Annotated in this window: 17 protein-coding genes; 7 read left to right on the forward strand and 10 right to left on the reverse strand. The window is 63.0% G+C overall.

Annotated elements, in window-relative coordinates:
* Positions 1-34 precede the first annotated feature (34 nt).
* Together ACTNFJ_RS09775 and rfbA are read right to left on the reverse strand one after the other, a co-directional pair.
* Entirely contained in the window at positions 35-1138 is a 1104-nt protein-coding gene (locus tag ACTNFJ_RS09775; protein ID WP_435906119.1) for a glycosyltransferase family 2 protein, read from the reverse strand.
* Between the two features lie 15 nt (positions 1139-1153).
* Entirely contained in the window at positions 1154-2020 is an 867-nt protein-coding gene (rfbA, locus tag ACTNFJ_RS09780) for a glucose-1-phosphate thymidylyltransferase RfbA (protein WP_435906120.1), read from the reverse strand.
* 87 nt (positions 2021-2107) lie between these two features.
* Between rfbA and ACTNFJ_RS09785 the strand changes: the two genes are divergently transcribed.
* The 4 genes from ACTNFJ_RS09785 (at position 2108) to ACTNFJ_RS09800 (ending at position 6844) form a co-directional block, all read left to right on the forward strand.
* Positions 2108-3028, forward strand: coding sequence for a glycosyltransferase family 2 protein (locus tag ACTNFJ_RS09785; RefSeq protein WP_435906121.1), 921 nt, complete (start codon positions 2108-2110; stop codon positions 3026-3028).
* Positions 3025-4347 (forward strand): UDP-glucose dehydrogenase family protein, encoded by a 1323-nt coding sequence (locus tag ACTNFJ_RS09790; protein WP_435906122.1) that lies wholly within the window; start codon positions 3025-3027, stop codon positions 4345-4347. The genes ACTNFJ_RS09785 and ACTNFJ_RS09790 overlap by 4 nt, the downstream gene beginning before the upstream one ends.
* Positions 4348-4448: 101 nt before the next feature.
* Positions 4449-5450 (forward strand): dTDP-glucose 4,6-dehydratase, encoded by a 1002-nt coding sequence (gene rfbB, locus ACTNFJ_RS09795; protein WP_435906123.1) that lies wholly within the window; start codon positions 4449-4451, stop codon positions 5448-5450.
* Positions 5451-5452: 2 nt separating this feature from the next.
* On the forward strand, positions 5453-6844 hold the full coding sequence (locus ACTNFJ_RS09800; protein ID WP_435906124.1) for a sugar nucleotide-binding protein: 1392 nt from the start codon (positions 5453-5455) through the stop codon (positions 6842-6844).
* A gap of 96 nt (positions 6845-6940) precedes the next feature.
* Here ACTNFJ_RS09800 and ACTNFJ_RS09805 read toward each other — a convergent pair whose 3' ends face one another.
* A complete protein-coding gene (locus tag ACTNFJ_RS09805; protein WP_435906125.1) occupies positions 6941-8374 on the reverse strand; it encodes an LCP family protein in 1434 nt (477 codons plus the stop codon).
* Positions 8375-8615: 241 nt separating this feature from the next.
* On the opposite strand from ACTNFJ_RS09805, the gene ACTNFJ_RS09810 reads away from it, so the two are divergent.
* Positions 8616-9848 carry a glycosyltransferase gene (locus ACTNFJ_RS09810; protein WP_435906126.1) on the forward strand — a complete coding sequence of 411 codons (1233 nt, stop codon included), beginning with the start codon at positions 8616-8618 and terminating at the stop codon, positions 9846-9848.
* Positions 9849-10026: 178 nt separating this feature from the next.
* On the opposite strand, the gene ACTNFJ_RS09815 is transcribed toward ACTNFJ_RS09810, so the two are convergent.
* The 4 genes from ACTNFJ_RS09815 to ACTNFJ_RS09830 all read right to left on the reverse strand — a co-directional run bounded on the left by ACTNFJ_RS09815 (position 10027) and on the right by ACTNFJ_RS09830 (position 14018).
* Positions 10027-11262: an MFS transporter gene (locus ACTNFJ_RS09815; RefSeq protein WP_435906127.1), complete on the reverse strand. Its 1236-nt coding sequence runs from the start codon at positions 11260-11262 to the stop codon at positions 10027-10029.
* A 137-nt stretch (positions 11263-11399) separates the two neighbouring features.
* Positions 11400-11924: a 5-(carboxyamino)imidazole ribonucleotide mutase gene (gene purE / locus ACTNFJ_RS09820; protein WP_435906128.1), complete on the reverse strand. Its 525-nt coding sequence runs from the start codon at positions 11922-11924 to the stop codon at positions 11400-11402.
* Between the two features lie 70 nt (positions 11925-11994).
* Complete coding sequence (locus ACTNFJ_RS09825) at positions 11995-12831, reverse strand: DUF1932 domain-containing protein (RefSeq protein WP_435906129.1); 837 nt, start codon at positions 12829-12831, stop codon at positions 11995-11997.
* Between the two features lie 11 nt (positions 12832-12842).
* Positions 12843-14018, reverse strand: coding sequence for a 5-(carboxyamino)imidazole ribonucleotide synthase (locus ACTNFJ_RS09830; protein ID WP_435906130.1), 1176 nt, complete (start codon positions 14016-14018; stop codon positions 12843-12845).
* Positions 14019-14181: 163 nt separating this feature from the next.
* Between ACTNFJ_RS09830 and ACTNFJ_RS09835 the strand changes: the two genes are divergently transcribed.
* Together ACTNFJ_RS09835 and ACTNFJ_RS09840 are read left to right on the forward strand one after the other, a co-directional pair.
* Positions 14182-15846 (forward strand): MDR family MFS transporter, encoded by a 1665-nt coding sequence (locus tag ACTNFJ_RS09835; RefSeq protein WP_435906131.1) that lies wholly within the window; start codon positions 14182-14184, stop codon positions 15844-15846.
* Positions 15821-16279 carry a MarR family winged helix-turn-helix transcriptional regulator gene (locus tag ACTNFJ_RS09840; protein WP_435906132.1) on the forward strand — a complete coding sequence of 153 codons (459 nt, stop codon included), beginning with the start codon at positions 15821-15823 and terminating at the stop codon, positions 16277-16279. Before ACTNFJ_RS09835 ends, ACTNFJ_RS09840 begins: the two co-directional genes overlap by 26 nt.
* A 33-nt stretch (positions 16280-16312) precedes the next feature.
* Here ACTNFJ_RS09840 and ccsB read toward each other — a convergent pair whose 3' ends face one another.
* Genes ccsB through ACTNFJ_RS09855 form a run of 3 tightly spaced genes read right to left on the reverse strand, consistent with a single transcriptional unit; the run spans position 16313 to position 18915 of the window.
* Entirely contained in the window at positions 16313-17299 is a 987-nt protein-coding gene (ccsB, locus tag ACTNFJ_RS09845) for a c-type cytochrome biogenesis protein CcsB (protein WP_435906133.1), read from the reverse strand.
* Between the two features lie 39 nt (positions 17300-17338).
* Positions 17339-18073 carry a PDC sensor domain-containing protein gene (locus ACTNFJ_RS09850; protein WP_435906134.1) on the reverse strand — a complete coding sequence of 245 codons (735 nt, stop codon included), beginning with the start codon at positions 18071-18073 and terminating at the stop codon, positions 17339-17341.
* Positions 18070-18915: a FadR/GntR family transcriptional regulator gene (locus ACTNFJ_RS09855; protein ID WP_435906135.1), complete on the reverse strand. Its 846-nt coding sequence runs from the start codon at positions 18913-18915 to the stop codon at positions 18070-18072. Before ACTNFJ_RS09855 ends, ACTNFJ_RS09850 begins: the two co-directional genes overlap by 4 nt.
* Between the last annotated feature and the right edge of the window lie 55 nt (positions 18916-18970).

Below are 18970 nucleotides of genomic sequence, written 5' to 3' on the forward strand. Positions count from 1 at the left end.
GCATCGTCACCTCTCAGGTCTCTGCATCCTCGCTTTACCTCGAACGAAGACCCTGAATGGAACGCAGTCTTCTCGCAAGACGGACAGCACGTGACCGGAGCAAGCTCGCATTTTCTGCCCTGAGCGTTTGGGCTTCTTCCTCGCGCGCTAGCAGCACCGCCTCCAGATTCTCAAGGTTAACCCGCTCCAGCAGACGGCAACGAACGAAGACATGCTCCGGCCAAGAAGGCTGCCATTCGGATATTTTTTCCTGTTCTCTGGGTTCCAGCCTAAGATACTTCCGAATGGCGTCGTGCAAGATCAACTCCGCCTGAGTGGCCACAGCGATCGACACTTCGGCACTAAAATCCGTCCTGATCCTCTGACTCCGAGCAGCTACGGCCAACTCAGCCGCCGCGATTACTAAACTTCGGACATGCCATTCAGAAATTGTGGTAGTAGTGATGGAGTCGGCACGGACCCGTCGCACAAAGAACTCTGAGGAATCATAGCCGAGTCGGGACGCCGAAAGCATCAGCCTCATAGTGAACCCGTTATCTTCGTGAAGTACGCCCTCGGTAAATCGAAGGCCAGCATCATATAGGAACTCGCGCCTTGTCAAGTATAAGCAGGCGGACGGCTTCCATTCCCCGTACTTGCTCATCTCCAAGACCATCTCGGGCCCCGATATCCCGGAGGTGTATGACTGCCTCCGCATATACTGACGTTGGTACTGGCTCAGGAGAGCGGAATCCATTGACTCGTCAATTAACGGCCTGGCGTTGAAAAAAACGGAGTCAAGCTCGTTTGCGTTAGCCAAAATGGCAATTTTTTCAAGTGCTTGCGGGTCGAGCATGTCATCGCTATCAAAAAAATAGACGTAGCGTCCTTCCGCGTAATGTAAAGCAAGATTTCGTACAGCGCCCAGCCCAATGTTTGCCTCGCAAGCTATAACACTAATGCGCGGATCTTCATCGGCGTGCCGCCTTAGCGCAGCCAACGACCCGTCAGTAGAAGCATCATCGACACAGATAATCTGGAGTTCCTTCAGAGTCTGAAAACGAATGCTCAAGAGGGCCTGATCCAGGTACTGCTCAGTGTTGAAAACCGGAATAATCACCGACACCATGGGTGTCGTGCTCTGATCGCTAATCTTCAATGTCCAAACCTAGACTCAGTCTTGGCGCGCGAGGTTGGTGAGGTACTTGCCATACCCGCTCTTGACCAAGGGAACGGCGAGGTCTGTAAGTTGCTGATCGTCAATCCACCCATTACGCCAAGCGATTTCCTCGATGCAGCCAATCTTGAAACCCTGTCGATCCTCGATGACGCGCACATACTCTGAAGCCTGCATCATCGACTCGAACGTGCCCGTGTCGAGCCAGGCCGTGCCGCGGTCGAGCACCTCAACGGAGAGTTTTCCAGCGTTCAGGTACTCTTCGTTGACGCTCGAGATCTCGAGTTCGCCGCGGGCGCTTGGTTGAATTGTCTTGGCGATCCGCACCACGTCGTTGTCGTAGAAGTACAGGCCAGGAACAGCGTAGTTGCTCTTTGGGTGCTGCGGCTTCTCTTCAATCGAAACCGCACGCATGTTTTCATCGAACTCAACCACGCCATAGGCCTGCGGCTCGGCCACGTGGTATGCGAACACCAGTGCCCCGTCGACCTCGTTGTTTTTGCGTAGGCTCGTACCCAGCCCGACGCCGTGGAAGATGTTGTCGCCAAGAACGAGCGCCACGCTATCGCTTCCGATGAACTCCTCACCGATGATAAATGCCTGCGCGAGTCCGTCGGGAGACGGCTGTACCGCGTATTCGATCCGCATGCCCAGCTGAGATCCGTCACCAAAAAGCGCACGGAACTGGTCGTTGTACTCGGGGGTGGTGATGATGAGCACCTCACGAATGCCCGCCATCATGAGCGTCGACAGGGGGTAATAAACCATGGGCTTGTCGTAAATCGGCATAAGCTGCTTCGAGATGCCCTTAGTGATAGGCCACAGCCGGGTGCCGGAACCACCAGCGAGAATGATGCCCTTCATGAAGCACGTCCTTTCCACAGATCAACGGCAAGCTTACCGAAGGCATGCGGGGCACGCCCTGAATCTGTAGTCCATAGGATGGGAGCCATGCCAGAAGCCGTTCCCCCACATTCGAGCCCAATGACCAATGTGGGCGTGGTGACGGTGAGCTACGGATCCGGCGACGCACTCACCATATTCCTCCGTAGCTTGCGCGAGTACCATGGTGACCTCCCCGTCGTGGTGGTCGACAATAAGCCGGATCACGAGAGTGTGCAGGGCATTGCGCAGCGCTACGGTGCCCAGTATGTGCCAATCCCGGCGAACCCTGGCTACGGCGCCGGCATGAACGCCGGGGTGCGTGCGCTGAAGCACGGGACCGCCGCACACACACCCCTCGATGCCTACTTCTTCTGCAATCCCGACGTGCGTTTCGTTGAACCCGCTATCGGTCAACTCGCCGCCTCGCTGCTTGACGATCCGGATGCCGGGAGCATCGGCCCACGCATCCTGAATGAAGACGGCAGCGTCTACCCTTCGGCGAGAAATATTCCATCGGTTGGCACTGGTGTGGGCCATGCGCTGTTCAGTAAGATCTGGCCGAGGAACCCCTGGACTCGCGCCTATCAAGATGCCGCACACTACGGCGAGCGCCGCACCGCAGGTTCCCTCTCTGGTGCAGCCGTCATGGTGAAACGTTCGATCTTTGAAGATCTCTCCGGCTGGGACGAGGCGTACTTCATGCACTTCGAAGACATCGATCTCGGGTGGCAGATCGGCAACATAGGGTTCACCAACGTGTACGAGCCCGCTGTCTCGGTCGAGCACTTGGGGGCACACTCGACGAAGAAGCATGCCGTCGCGGTGGAACAGGCAATGACCAACAGTGCGATCCGCTTCATGAACAAGCGGTACGCCGGGTTTTGGAGATTCCCCGTGCGCTGGGCCATTCATGCTGCGTTAAGGTTTCGAGGGTTCCTTAAGTTGGCGGCCCTCCAACGAAATAGCAAGGAGAATGTGCCATCGTGAGGATCTCAGTAATTGGCTGCGGGTATCTTGGCGCGGTGCACGCCGCAGCAATGGCATCACTCGGGCACGATGTCGTCGGCGTCGATGTCGACGCATCACGCGTCGAACAATTGTCGTTGGGCGAGGCCCCCTTCTACGAACCCGGACTTGGCGAGCTCCTGAAGGCCGGAATCGCTTCAGGCCACCTCCGATTCACGACCGATATCGACGAGGTCGCAGCAGCGTCCGTGCACTTCGTCGCAGTTGGGACCCCTCAATCGCTCGAAGGGAAATCTGCCGATTTGACTTACGTCAACGCCGCGGTTGAAGGGCTCATTCCACGACTGGCTCCGGGGTCATTAGTTGTTGGGAAATCGACAGTTCCAGTGGGGACTGCTGAAGAACTTGCCTTGTTGATTGGCCAGCGTGCTCCTCATGCGAGCCTCGCGTGGAACCCGGAATTCCTGCGCGAGGGCTTCGCGGTGCAAGATACCCTGCGACCGGACCGGATCGTATACGGGGTCCCTAGTGATGAGGATGCTAAGCGAGTCGAACAGCTTCTCGATCAGGTGTACGCACAGGCTCTCACTCAGGGCACCCCAAAGGTGGTCACAAATTACGCGACCGCCGAACTCGTGAAGGTCGCAGCCAATGCCTTTCTTGCGACGAAGATCAGCTTCATCAACGCGATGGCCGAAATAAGCGAGGTGGTTGGCGCGGATGTCACCCAACTCGCCGACGCGATTGGGCACGACAATCGAATCGGTCGCCGTTTCCTTAACGCTGGGGTCGGCTTCGGTGGAGGTTGCCTACCGAAAGACATTCGCGCCTTCGCGGCGCGTGCTGAAGAACTCGGCCTCGGCGAGTCGGTTGCCTTTCTCCACGAGGTTGATGCAATAAATATGCGGCGTCGGTCTCACGTGATCGAGCTGGCCGAGAGTGTGTTCGAAGGTGATGTTTACGGGAAGCGCATCACTATCCTGGGCTTGAGTTTCAAGCCAGACAGTGATGATGTCCGCGACTCACCCGCTCTCGATGTCGCAGCTGGACTCCACGCGCGCGGTGCACAAGTGGTGGCCACGGACCCTCAGGGCATCGCCAACGCTCAGACCCGGCTCCCCGAACTGATGTTTGAAGTGGATCTACCAGACGCCCTCCGGAACTCTGAACTCGTGATCCTTCTGACGGAATGGGCGCAATACAAGTCCCTGGATCCTCATTTAGCAAGATCGCTGGTCTCCAATCAGACTGATCGGGTCACAATAATCGACGCACGCAACGTGCTGGACCCAGAAAACTGGCAGGCTGCCGGCTGGAGGTACCTTGGACTCGGGCGTTAGTTAAGGAGAAAGCCGCGTCCAGAATCCAAGGAATCAGTCCAGGTAAACTCTTTAGGACTATGTCTGCGCGCAGACACACGCACTAACGCAGGAGGACCTCAGTGGCCCGCAAAATTCTCGTGACCGGCGGAGCCGGCTTCATTGGCTCAAATTTCGTGCACTACCTCGTCGAAAACACAGACGACGTGGTGACCGTGCTCGACAAGTTCACCTACGCCGGTAACGAGGCCTCGCTCGCGGGGCTCCCCGAAGACCGCGTCACCGTGGTGCACGGTGACATCTGCGACGCCCCGCTGGTAGACCGGCTCATTGCCGAGACCGACGTGGTGGTGCACTATGCCGCTGAGTCGCACAACGACAACTCGCTGCACGATCCAAAACCGTTCCTCGACACCAACATCGTGGGTACCTACACGCTGCTCGAGGCCGTGCGCCGTCATGAGAAGCGCTACCACCACATCTCCACCGACGAAGTGTATGGCGATCTCGAGCTCGACGACCCGGAGCGATTCACCGAGCAGACGCCCTACAATCCCTCCTCCCCGTACTCGTCAACCAAGGCAGGAAGCGACCTATTGGTGCGAGCATGGGTCCGCTCCTTCGAGGTGCAGGCCACCATCTCCAACTGCTCAAACAACTACGGACCGCGCCAGCACGTCGAGAAGTTCATCCCCCGCCAGATCACCAACATTCTGGTTGGCGACCGCCCGAAGCTCTACGGTGAAGGCCTCAACGTGCGCGACTGGATCCATGCCGACGACCATTCCTCGGCCGTGCTGCGCATTGTCGAGGCCGGCCGCATCGGCGAGACCTACCTCATCGGCGCAGACGGAGAGAAGAACAACAAGGAGGTGCTCGAGCTAATCCTCACCGCCATGGGGCAGCCCGCAGACGCCTACGAACACGTCGTCGACCGCCCCGGTCACGACCTCCGCTACGCGATTGACAGCACCAAGCTTCGCGACGAACTCGGGTGGCAGCCGTCGTTCCCTGACTTCGAAAAGGGCCTCGCCGCCACGATCGACTGGTACCGCAACAACCCCGAATGGTGGCAGCCGCAGAAGGCCGCGACCGAAGCCAAGTACAAGGAACAGGGGCAGTGAGCATGGCGGCAAAACCGCTCGCCATTCGCGAGACCACGATTCCCGGGCTCGTACTCCTCGACCTGCCTGTACACGGAGACAACCGCGGCTGGTTCAAAGAGAACTGGCAGCGCGAAAAGATGGTCGCGCTCGGCCTGCCTGACTTCGGCCCCGTGCAGAACAACATCTCTTTCAACGACAAGCGGGGTGCCACCCGCGGCATTCACGCGGAGCCGTGGGACAAGTTCGTGTCCGTCGCAACCGGCAAGATCTTCGGCGCGTGGGTGGATTTGCGTGAGGGCGACAGCTTTGGAACGGTCTTCACCGCTGAACTCGACCCGTCAACCGCGATCTTCGTGCCGCGCGGAGTGGGCAACTCCTATCAGACTCTCGCAGACGACACAGCCTATGTGTACTTGGTCAACGCGCACTGGAGCGCCGAAGCACAGAGCGAGTACACCTTCTTAAACCTTGCCGACCCGACTGCCGCGATCGCCTGGCCGATCCCGCTCGAACAGGCCGAGCGCTCGGAGAAGGATCTTGCTCACCCCCTGCTCGCAGATGTCGTGCCGATGAAAGCGAAGCGGACACTCGTGCTCGGCGCCAACGGCCAGCTGGGTCGCGCGCTACAGCAGGCGCTCCCCCACGCTGATTTTGCTGATCGCAGTCGCATCGATCTCTTCAACGAAGAGACACTCGACCGCCTGCGCTGGGCCGATTACGACACCGTGATCAATGCCGCGGCTTACACTGCGGTGGATGCAGCCGAGACGCCCGAAGGCCGTCGCGATGCGTGGGACGCGAACGTCACCGGTGTGGCACGCCTCGCTCGCATCGCCACCGAGCAGGGCCTGACCCTCGTGCATGTCTCTAGCGACTACGTGTTCGACGGCACGAAGCGGATGTACCACGAGAATGACGCCTTTGCGCCTCTCGGGGTCTACGGCCAGACTAAGGCTGCGGGCGACGCGCTGGTATCTACCGTGCCGCGACACTACATCGTGCGCACCAGCTGGGTGATTGGCGATGGCAACAACTTCGTGCGCACCATGGCTTCGCTCGCCGAGCGGGGAATCGACCCGAACGTGGTGAACGACCAGATCGGGCGCCTGAGCTTCACCGACGACATCGCCGAGGGGATCGTACACCTGCTACAGTCGCGCGCCGCCTTTGGCACCTATAACCTCACGAATGAGGGGCCAGTGATGTCGTGGGCCGACATCGCGAAGCTCGTTTACTCGGGCACCGGGCACGACCCTGAGCGCGTCAGCGGCACCACCACAGCCGAGTACTTCGCTGGCAAGCAGGTTGCCCCGCGCCCACTCTTCAGCACGCTGTCCCTCGAAAAGATCAAGGCCACCGGATTCACGCCGCGCGACGCGCGCGACGCGCTCACCGCTTACCTCAGCAGCTAACAGCGCGATCCAGTCAAGCTAGGCTCACTCGCCCGTTTCCACACACCACCTGGCGCGCGGAAACGGGCGACGTGCGTGTGGCTGAGTTACAGGTTCTTACTCTGATTGCTCGGGCAGCGGGGAGGCCGCCGCGACCCCATCGGCGACGAGCCTGTGAATCTGCGTGTAGTCGGGATACATGGGATCCACCATCGGCGGTATCAACTCGACGGCCACCGGAGTATGGTCTTTCGCTTTGGTCGCGAGATCCACGAACCTGCCGAGCATCGACTCAGGGATGTCGGTCCGCACCACGTTCGACCCAGCTGCCGCGACCTCCTGAAACCTGAGCAGCACGTTCGACGGATTCGCCTGCGCGAGTATGGCCGCCTGAAGCTGTCTTTGGTGTTGCATACGGTCGTAATCGCCGTTCTGCAGCCCGTGCCGCACTCGGGCGAAGAGCAGCGCCGTCTCGCCATCCATATGCTGCGCCCCCACCGGAAGGTAGGAGTCACCGTCAACCCACATGCCTGTCGCCGGGTCTTCATACCCTCCGAGTGGGATGGGCTGCGTGACGTCAATGGTCACCCCGCCTAGGGCATCGATCAGCGCAGCGAACCCGCTCATGTCGACCAGCACGTAGAACTGCACGGTTAGCCCCGTCGCCCCCGAAACCGCGTCTTTCATCGCCTCGATACCTGGCGACGACCCGCGTGAGGCTGCATCCGGATACAGGTCGGTGTACAGATAGCCATACTGTGGGTCGTTCACGAGCTCGACCTCGGCGTACAACCCATTCAGCTGCCCAGTGGTGAGACACCCACCATACTCGCCGAAGGCGTTCGGTCCGGCGCAGAACCCATTCGGGTGCACCGGATACAGCGGCGAAGTCTCCGGGAAGGGCATCTCGGTGAGATCGCGCGGCAGACCGACGATGACAGACTGTCCGGTCTCGGCGTCAACGCTGACGAGCGAGATGCTGTCAGGGCGCAGACCCTCGCGATCCTCACCCGCATCGGCGCCGAGCAGCAGAATGTTGTAACGTCCGTCGATCGCCTCGACCGCGGGGGCACCGCCACCGAAGATGTCGCCGATAGCGCCACGCGCAGCTCCCACGGTCAGCCCAGCCCACGCCGCAGCACCCGCCGGCAGCACCGTCAGTATCACCGCGAGCATCGCGACGGGCACCCGCCACTTCGGGGCGACCGACACCAACCGAGCCAGCCGCAGCGTGTCGAAACCGAGCACCAGCCAGAGCACCGCATACGCGAAAATCACGCCCTGCAGCACCAGCAGGAAGATGCTATTCGTCAGGACTGAGAGCGTCGTCTCCTGCGCAACCAGCATTCCGGCCACGCCAACAAGTACCAGCGCGAGCATCACAAAGGTTGCGGCCAGGCCGAACCGGCCTAGCTTGCGGTTGCCCGCCAGCACCTGCGCGCTGCCCGGCAGCACGAACCCCCACAGCACCAACCAACGGGCGCGCTTCGTCATGAGCGGCGGCGAGCTAGTGTCTGGGTTGCGCAACGGCCGTTCGAGATCCAGACTCATGCGCGGGCGCCTCGGCTCGCTTGTGGATCAGCCGAATCGTCTGGCTGCCCGGCGCTGCCGGCCCTGAGAACACGCATGGGGTATAGCGTATGAGGTTGATACCGCTCCGGCTGTGAAGCTGCCGGGCGAGTGGCGATCCACCTGGCGACAATCGGGTCACGAAACGCCACTGCACAGGAAGTTCATCGATGGCTTCCGTAGACTGAGTTCAGAACATTGCACGAACGCGCCGAGGAGGAAAGTGGCCACGCTTACACTCATCGGCGAGCCAATACCGGGCCTCGAATCTGCCGTGCATGCCGCTGCCGCGCGCGACCTCACCGAGGCGCTTGCACGGGTGGCACCGCGGGGGTGCAGCGCACGGTTGCTGCTCGCACACGGCAGCGCGCTGCCTGAGTTTTCAAGCGCCAGGGCTCGCGTCGAAACGCTGCCCATGCGGGCCAACCTGCTGCCGATTCTCTGGCGTACCGGGGCGACAGCTCGCCCCCTTGACGACGAATTCGTGCACGCCGTCACGCCGCTCGTACCTCTGCGTGCCCGGCACGCCGAAGACGCGACGCAGACCTCGGTCACCGTGCCGCACGCACTCGCCTGGCTTGCGCCCGAGTTGATGGGCACTTCCGAAGCGCGCCAATACCGGGCATATGTGAAGCGCGCGCTGCGCTTCGCCGACGCGGTGCTCACGCCGACTCACGCAGTGGCAGCGGTGTTGCACGAGCACTACGGGCTGGACCTGCCCGTGCAGGTGTTGCCGCTCGCGGCACCGACGGCATTTGCACGCCCGCTCGACGAGGCTGCTGCTTCTGCCCGGCGCACCGAGCTCGGGTTGCCGGAGCGTTATGTTGTCACGACGGCTGGGCCTGGGCCGCGCGGTCGGCTCGCGTGGATTCTTGACGCGATGGCCGCGGATCCCGCCCTTCCCGACCTCGTCATACTGCACAGCGCACCGTACAGTTCTGGGCACGGAGCGGCGAGCCACAAGTCGGCGCCGGCAGGTACGGACGGGGCAGGCGCAGCAGGGTCGTCATCGCCGCCGAAGGTTGACTCCGGTTCCGGGTCCACCTCCAAAAGCGCGCCTGCAGCAGACTCCCCAGTCCTCGCCCTTGACGAAGGCCTGCAGGGGCGCGTGCACCAGGTACAGGTGACTGAGCTCGCTGACATGGGCGCATTGCTCTCGGGCGCCCTCCTCCTCGCCCTTCCGCAGGAGTTCATCGGCACCGGGTACGAGGTACTTGGCGCACTCGATGCCGGGGTCTCCGTGTTGCATAGTGAGTGCCCGGTAGCGAGCGAACTCGCGCTCGACGCCGGCACCACCGCCGACTCGGCCGGATCTTTCGCCCACGAGCTGGCACGTCTCACCTCGTGTGACGCCGCCGAGCTCGACATCCTGCGCGTGCGTGCAGAGGATCGTAGCCGGTCATTTAGTTGGGCCACCACCGCATGGCAGCTGTGGGAGTTGCACGCCGCGCTGTAGTTCGAAGCTGCGGGTCCACTCGCACACTCGCTCGCCCTCGCCCTCGCCCCTCGCCCCTCGCCCTCGCCCTCGCACGCTCCTGCGACCAACTTCCCCAACTTGATGAAAAGGCAGAGCCGGACCCACAATTTGGGGAAAATGAGCGAGTTACCCCGCGCTCCGCGCCCCGCAGTTCGTGTTACCTTGCATCCGGGTGGCGGGCTTCGTAGCACCAGGCCACCACCGCTGCGAGCACGGCGGCCAAAATAACGAGACCCGTGGTGCCCGGCCAACCGATCGCAGCAAACGCCGCGCCACCTGCCCACCCGAGCACGCTCGAGCCTGCGTACAGGCCCCAGTTGTAGAGCGACGGGGTAAGGCTGCGCCCCGATCCACCCCGCGAACTGAGGAGGCCATTCGTCACCGCGTGTGCGCCGAAGAACCCAGCGGTGATGAGCGCCATGCCAGCCACCACCGCGGGCACCGCCTGCACGAGCGAGATCGCCGCGCCCGCGGCGAGCGCCGCAACACAGATGGTGAGCGCACCCGTCGAGCCGAGACGACGCGTGACACGCCACACCTGTGCCGATGCAACGGCACCCGCGAGGTAAACGAGGTAGATCCACGAGACCTGCGCCACCGAAAGCTCGAACGGGGGCTCCTGCAAGCGAAACGCCACCGCGTTGTAGGCTGCGACCATCGCACCCATCAGAAGGAACCCCTGGGCGACAACCGCGAGGACCCCGGGCCTTCGCAGGTTGTCGGCGAGCCCCCGCCAAAGGGGGATCGGCTCCGCGGGCGGCACTCGTGTGGCCGGGAGCACGAGCAGGAAAACGACGGCAGAAACGAGCGCGAGCAGGGCCACTGCAAGCACGCCGCCGCGCCACCCCCAGACTTCGCTCGCCGAGCCTGCGAGTAGGCGACCCGAGAGCCCGCCGATCGTGGTGCCAGCAACATACGAGCCGATCGCGGCGGCGAGCGCGCGCGGCCGCACGGTCTCGGCGAGCGTCATCACAGCAAGCGCGGGTAGCCCAGCGAGCGCGAGCCCCTCGACGAACCGCACCGCGACGAGCACCTCGAAGCCGGGCGCGGCCGCGACTGACGCACCCACCACCACGGCAAGCGTGATTGCGACGCGCATCGCGACCGCACGCCCGATTCGGTCTGACCACCGCGCCCAGGGCACCACGCCGATTGCGACACCAATAGTGGTGGCGCCGATCACCCAGGATGCGTCACCCGCAGACACCCCAAAGTCGCGCGCGATTTCAGGTAGCAGCGCCTGCGGAGAGTACATCTGCGCAAAGGTTGCGACACCCGCGAAAAAGAGAGCGATCAGAGCCCGTCGGTAAACCGGGCTGCGTTCGTCGACGCGCGGGTCGCCCGATCCGCCCGTTTCGCCTGATTCGCCTGCCGGGGGTGGATCAGCGCGCAAGCGTCACCACTTCTCCTCTGGGGCGCTCACTCTCGCTCCTCGAGCCGGGCACCTGAGGATCAAGTGGGCAGTAGTTGCTCAAATAATCGAAAATTCCAGCATCTAGTGCCCAACTAAAGAGGAGCATGGGCGATCCACTAGCTCACGGTGCCCGCGGCGAGCGTGATGCGGGCCTTGAGCGCCTCGTTCTTCTGCTCGACCATTTCAGCGAGGCCGCGCTGGTAGGCCTCGAGCTTGGCGGCGAGTGCCGGGTCGGTTGCGCCGAGGATGCGGGCGGCGAGCAGGCCCGCGTTCTTCGCGCCGCCGATCGACACTGTCGCCACCGGAATACCGCCGGGCATCTGCACGATCGACAGAAGCGAGTCGAGTCCGTCGAGCTTCGCGAGTGGCACGGGCACGCCGATCACTGGCAGGGTGGTCATCGAGGCGACCATGCCGGGTAGGTGCGCGGCACCGCCCGCCCCCGCGATGATGGTCTTCAGCCCGCGCCCCGCGGCCTCACGCGCGTAGGCGACCATCTTGTCGGGCGTGCGGTGTGCGCTCACCACTTCGACCTCATGCGGGATCCCGAACTCGCGCAGCACCTCGACCGCGTCGCTCATGACCGCAAAGTCGGAGTCAGATCCCATGATTACACCAACGAGGGGGGTCGCTTCAGTCATGCTCCCAATGCTACTGGCCAGACGGTACGGCCCGTCGGCGAGTGGCTAGACCATTCTGTGGCTGGGCTCGCTATTCTGCGTCAGGGTTCAGGGGCACGACGCTCGCTTCAGCTACGTCAGCCTTCGAGACACCGTACTCAGCAGAGTCTGCAAGAAAGACGTCGTACCACTGCCGGGCAGCCTGCGTGACGAACGACGGCTGCTCGAGGCTCTCGAGGAAATCACGAGCATCCTCCACCTCGTGGGCTCGGCGCGCGGCGTGCACGCGCGAGCCGTCGAGAAGCCGCTGAATGAGCGCTGGGGAGTCACCTGAAAACTCGGCGGCGATCTGGTCGCGCAGCCAGCCATCAGCCCCGACCTTTTCTGCGGCCCCGACTGCCTCGAGGATCACCCCGGCGAGTCCCTTCATGAAGACGCTGCGAAGGAGCTTTCGCGCGGCGGCGTCGCCGGCCTGCTCAGAGATCACTTCGATGGGAACGCTCGCCGCAGCGAGCGCTTCGCCCAGCGGCGTAGCGCCCGTGCCGCTTGCGAGGAGTGGCGTGCGCACCCCCGCACGGGGCACCGGCGCGAGCACCGCAACATCGGCGAAGAGCACACCGGTCTTCTCTGCGAGCGCCGCAATCTCGGCCTTCAGCTCAGGTGAGCCGGTGTTGAGATCGGCGTAGATACTGCCGGCGTGGAGCAGCGGCAACGCCGAATCTGCGACTGTCTGTGCCGCACGGGCACCGACGATACTGAGCGTGAGATCAACCCCGGCGGTGGCCGCGGCGAGATCCGTCTCCTGCCGCACACCGGTTTCAGACAGCGTGGTGAATGGATCGAATCCCACCACCTCGTATCCGGCGTCGCGCAGGCCGCGAGCATAGATTGATCCAGCCTCACCGAGGCCGAGCACCAGAGCTCTCATCGATGTCTCCCCTACCCGAAAGCGGCCGCGGCGTCGCGCGCCTGGGTGCGCACGGCGTCGAGATCCTCCCCCGTCACCGTGACGTGGCCGACCTTGCGGCCTGGCCGCGGCTGCTTGTCGTAGCTATGGAATTTCGCGCGCGGGTGCGCCGCCAGCGCCTCCGCATACCGCACCGGCATCGAACCCTCCGCCGGCCCTCCAAGCACGTTCACCATTACCGCTGCGGGCGAGGTCATCGAGGTGTCGCCGAGCGGCAGATCCGCCACCGCGCGCAGGTGCTGCTCGAACTGACTCGTCACCGAGCCTTCGATCGAGAAGTGCCCCGAGTTGTGCGGGCGCATGGCGAGTTCGTTGACGAGCACGCGGTGATCCACTGTTTCGAACATCTCGACCGCGAGCACACCGGTGACCCCTGTGCCCTCGGCGACCACCTGGCCGATTCTGGCCGCTTCTGCGAGCGTGGCCGGATTCGCCACGGGCGCGGGCGCGAGCACCTCGGCGCACACACCGCCTTCTTGCACGGTCTCGACCACGGGCCAGGTGCGCATCTCGCCGCTCGGGCGCCGCGCGACCAGCTGCGAGAGCTCGCGGGTGAATTCGACAAGCTCCTCGACGAGGAGGTGACCGACGTGACCATCTTCAGCGAGTGTCGTGAACCAGTCACGCACCTCGTCAGCCTGCGAGACCACGCGCACGCCCTTGCCGTCATAGCCACCACGAGCGGTCTTCACCACGGCGCGGCCGCCGTGCGCGTCGATGAAGCGCTGCAGCTCCGCCTCGGTCTCGACGGCAGCCCAGTCGGGCACAGGCACGCCGAGTTCGGCAAGCTTCTGGCGCATCAAAATCTTGTCTTGCGCGTACTGCAGCGCGCTTGGTCGCGGGTGCACCTGCACGCCGCGTGCCTCGAGTTCGCGCAGAATCGGCTGCGGCACGTGCTCATGGTCGAACGTCACCACGTCAACGGTGTTGGCGAAGGCGTACACGGTCTCAGGGTCGCGGTAGTCGCCCACGACGTCGGCCGCCCGGTCGGCGCTCGAGCCCGGGGTTTCGGCGAGCACACTGATGCGCAGACCCAGGTGGATCGCAGGCGGCACCATCATGCGGGCAAGCTGCCCCCCGCCAATCACACCGATGCGGATGATGCCTGGGGTGTCGGATGCGCCTGCGCTGCCTGCGTGATGAGCCATGCTCCCATTCTGCCGTACCCGATCGACAGCGATAGCAACTAGTTGATTTTTATCAACCATTCACATATAGTTGACTTTTCTCAACTAGATTCCGCGCCCCCGGGTCACCTCTCGTGCGGCGGCGCGGATCCACCAGCCACTGTCCGAAGGATCACACGCACCCATGACACGCGCCGCAGAGCTCGGGATGAAATCCCGCACCAGCAGGGGCACACCCGCTGCGAACCCCGATCAACCCTTCACACTCGAGGGCCGAGCGAAAAACCTCGCACTCGCCGGGCTTTTCATGAGCATGGGTGTTTCGATGCTGTCGATGACGGTTATCGGCACCTCAATGCCGATCATCATCGCCGACCTGGGTGGCGATCAAGCGGCATTCACGTGGGTGGTCACCGCGGCGATGCTCGCCTCCGCGATCAGCACCCCCATCTGGGGCAAGTTGGCCGACCTGACGAGCAAAAAGCTGCTCCTGCAAATCTCGATCGTCATCTTCACTCTCGGCTCCGCGTTCGCCGGCATGGCGACCGACCCTGGCTGGCTCATCGCGTTCCGCGTCATGCAGGGCATCGGCGCGGGTGGGATTCCGGCCCTGGGGCAGATCGTGCTCGCTGAAATCATCAGCCCCCGCGAGCGCGGCAAATACGCCGGCATCATGGGCGCGGTCATGGCAGTTTCCACCGTTGGTGGCCCACTGCTCGGCGGCTTCATTACCGACTCCATCGGCTGGCGCTGGAACTTCTACGTCGCCGCGCCCATCGCAATCGCCGCGATCATCATGCTGCAGCGCACACTCAACCTTTACACGCTCAAGCGGAAGGTCAAGATCGACTATTGGGGCGCGGTGCTCATCTCGACCGGCTTTTCCAGCCTCCTGATCTGGGTGACGCTCAGTGGCTCTACGTTCGCGTGGGTGTCCTGGCAGTCATTCACGATGGCTGGCGGCGGCCTGTTGCTTCTGGTCGCAGCGGTGTTTGTTGAGCTGAAGGTCGAAGAGCCCCTGATCCCGCTCACCTTGTTTAAGAACCGCACCTTCACGATGTCGGTTATCGCGAGCCTCGCAGTGGGACTGGCCATGTTCGGCACATCTGTATTCCTCGGACAGTATATGCAGCTGGCGCGCGGCAAGACCCCCACAGAATCAGGCCTTCTCACGATTCCGATGATGGCCGGGGTGCTCATTACTTCCACGCTCGTCGGGCAACTGATAACCCGCTTTGGCAAGTGGAAGGCCTTCATGGTGACGGGATCGGTGCTGCTCCTAGCTGGCCTCCTGTTGCTCGGACAGCTCAGGTACGACACCTCGTTCTGGTACGTGGGTATCGCCATGTTCGTCCTCGGTGCCGGCGTGGGCATGTGCATGCAGAATCTGGTGCTCGTGGTGCAGAACACGGTGGATCCCACTCAGATCGGCGCGGCAAGCTCGGGGGTCTCCTTCTTCCGCACAATCGGCGGCACGGCCGGCATGTCGGTGCTCGGTGCCATGCTCTCGAGCCAGGTGGTGACCTACATGCGTCAAGAGCTTGCGAAGCTCGATCCCGAGCAGCTCGTCGGGGCGGATATCGTGACGGGTGGGGTCATCCCGAAGATCTCTGAACTCCCCGGACCGATCGCGCTCGTCGTCGAAACTGCTTACGGACACGGGATCGGCAACCTGTTCCTCGCCGCGGCGCCTGTCGCAGTCATCGCAATCATCGCAATCTCACTGCTGCCCAATATCCCCCTGGGTACCCTGTCGAATTCGGAACGCCTCGCCCAGGAGCATGCGGCAGCCGCCAACAGCAGCGGCGCGGTAGGGTCGACTGGTGAACGCAGAGCAGACGGAAACTGACGAACCCGTGGCCGAGGTGATCCGCGATATCGCAACCGAGTTCACCGGCTTGTTCGCCTACGCGCGCAGCCGGTGGGATGGGCACGCGCAGAATGTGCACCCCGATCTGAAGGGGGTCGGCCTCATGGTGCTGCAGCGAATCACCCGCTGTGGTCCGATTACGCAGGCAGAAGTTGCCCAGTACCTCGATATGGATAAGGCGACCGTGAGCCGTCAGGTGACGAAGTTGCGGGAATTGGGTCTCGTGGACGTCACACCGGCCGCTGACGATAAGCGCTCACAGTTGCTCAGGTTGAGCGCCACCGGTGACGACGCGGTGGGTCAGCTGCGCGAGCGCATGGCAAACGATTACGCTGAGCGGTTTTCGGGATGGAGCGAAGGGGAACTCGAGACCCTGCGCTCGATGTTGCACCGCTTCAACAGCGCCGACTGATCGGCGGCGCCCCCACAGCCCACAATCCGCGGGTTAGAGGCCTGAGTAGGCGTGCAATCCCTTAAAGAACACGTTCACGATCGTGTAATTGAAGATCACGGCCGAGTAAGCCACGACCGACAACCACGCCGAGCGCGTGCCGCGCCAACCACGGGTCGCGCGCGCGTGAATAAAGCCCGCGTAGAGCACCCAGATCACGAAGGTCCAGACCTCTTTCGTGTCCCAACCCCAGTATCGGCTCCAGGCGCGCTCGGCCCAGATCGAACCAGCGATCAGCGTGAAGCTCCAGAACACGAATCCGATGATCGCCATCCGGTACGCCGAGTCTTCGAGTCGCACCGCGCTGGGCAGCGTCGACATGAAGCGCAGACCCGTCGCCTGCCCGGCCTTTACCTGGTTTTCGCGTCGCGTCTGCAGCAACTGCATCACCGACAGGCCGAACGAAATCGTCAGGAACCCGACAGAGAGCACCGCCACCAAGATGTGCAGCACGAGCCAGTATGAATCAAGCGCGGGCGGGAGCGGCACAATGTCGACGTAGTAGTTGACCTTCGTGACCCCGAGAAACAGCACGGCGAGACCCGTAATAAGAACCCCGAGGAAACGCAGATCCACAAAGAACTGCATCAGGAGGTAGATCGCGACGATCGAGAGCGTCGCGGTCAGCGAGAACTCGTACATGTTTGCGAACGGCACTCGCTCGGCGGCGATACCGCGCAGAACCGTTGCGGCTGCGTGAAAGACGAACCCGACAACGGTGAGCGCAAAACCAATGCGCAGGGCCCGAGAGCGAGGCGCTGAGGATGCTGCATTCGTTGCGGCTGGTGCCTTCGCGCGCGCGATCGTGAGGGTGGATCCGCCCGCTGCCGACGTTGCTGACGCCGGGGCTGCCGTCTGCGCCGGGGCGACGCCCGCACTGCGGTTGGCGAGATCGACCGCGAAGAAAACGAACGCGATGGCGTACACGGCCATAGCCGAATACAGAGACAGGGTGGAGTAGTGTTCCAGCGATTCCAGCACGATCGGCAGTTTATCCCTTCCGTCTGATGAATTGCCGCGTTACGACGTCGGCACGAGCAAAGCAAAGGGGTAGCGGGCGGATCGCACCACACGCACCTCTTCACCCAGCCCATCGAGATCGGCTTCAAAACCGACCCCGGCGTATCGATCACCGGTCTCGTAGGATGTATCCGCCGACACCACGATCCGGCCGCTCGCGTTCACCAGTGCGGCCTCTCCGAGCGTCTCCACCGCGGGCAACAGCAACTTTTCTAGCGAAGCAATCAACACATCGGCGCACACCACTCCTGCGAACTCGCCATCGAGCATCACCGGCAGGGCAACGGTCACCGTTATTTCATTTGAGCACAGGTAGTCGACGAAGGGTCCGGCGACGTGGCGCTCGAGGGTCTCAGCCGGCACGCGGTACCACTCGAGTCGGTGCAGGTCGATGGCTGCCTGGCCCGGTCCGAATGTGGAGGAAGCGAGCAAGCTTCGGTCGGCGCCCTGCCACCAGGCCAGCGGGTTACCCTCGGTCACGATCGCGCCGGTCGCACAGTAGCCCGCACCGTAAATGGGTCGGTCAGAGGTTGCGAGTACCCCATGAGCCTCCGCCTCGGTGAGCGCGACGAGCTGCGCTCCAGTGAGGCCGCCCTGAGCGAGGCGATCCACCAGCTGGGCCTGCAACCGGGGCAACCAGGCTTCGAGGGGCGCGAACACCCCGTCAAAGAATTGATCGACGCGGTCGATGACGATCTCCGCCGTATCGGCGGACTGCGTGGCGAGCTGGTTCACGCGACCTCCCCTGCATTCCCCGCGGCTCCGGTGCGCGCGCGGTATGCCTCCAGTGTGTCACGGAGGGAGGTTTCGGCTGGCGACGAGAGCAGCTCAGTGCGAAACGCGCCGAGCCAGCGCACCGAACCACGAATACTGCGGCGCACCTCGGCGCGAGCGCGCGGCACGTCCCCGACGCGGATCGCATCAATCTGGGCAATCAACGCGTCATGGGTGAAATGCCGTTGGGCGACGTCGGTGTCTTGCAGGGCAAGCAGGGGGGTGAATTCCGTCTGCACTCGCACGTGCTCTGAGGTGAGCCGCACCGACTGGCTGAGCGCGGCGAGCTCCAGCTGCACATCAGTGATGCGGCGACGCCAGGCATCCGCGGGAAGTTCTCGCGCCTCCGCGAGCACGTGGAGCACCGCATCGAGTTCATCCGGGGTGGCGCGCAGGCAGGCATATTCAGTGCACCCAGCCGCGATCACCTCGTAGAGCAAACCCAAGTCTGCGAGCGCCACACGAGGCATCTCCATCAGCCTCCGCGCGTTCACCTCTACCACCGCGCCGAGGCTCGATCGTACGAAACTGCCGCCGTTGCGACCGCGACGCGTCTCGATCAGCCCACGGTGGCGCAGCGTACCGAGCGCCTCACGCACGGTCACTACGGCGACCCCAAAAAGTTGCGAGAGCTCGTTTTCACTGGGCAGGCGATCGCCCTCGACAAAGGCCCCAGAGGAAATAGCCTGCACGAGTCGCGTTTCGACGAGTTCGGCTCGGCCTTCGTCGCCGATGGGAGCGAAAGCTGCGTTGCGCAAACGACTGGAGGCTGAATGCGGGGAGGGCTGAGATGCGATCGACACAGGTCGTCCTCCATTCATTCCTCGTCGTCGAGTTTCGCATGGTGCGGGTGCGACA

The sequence above is a fragment of the Leucobacter shiyiweii genome (genome assembly GCF_052446065.1).
GTDB lineage: Bacteria > Actinomycetota > Actinomycetes > Actinomycetales > Microbacteriaceae > Leucobacter.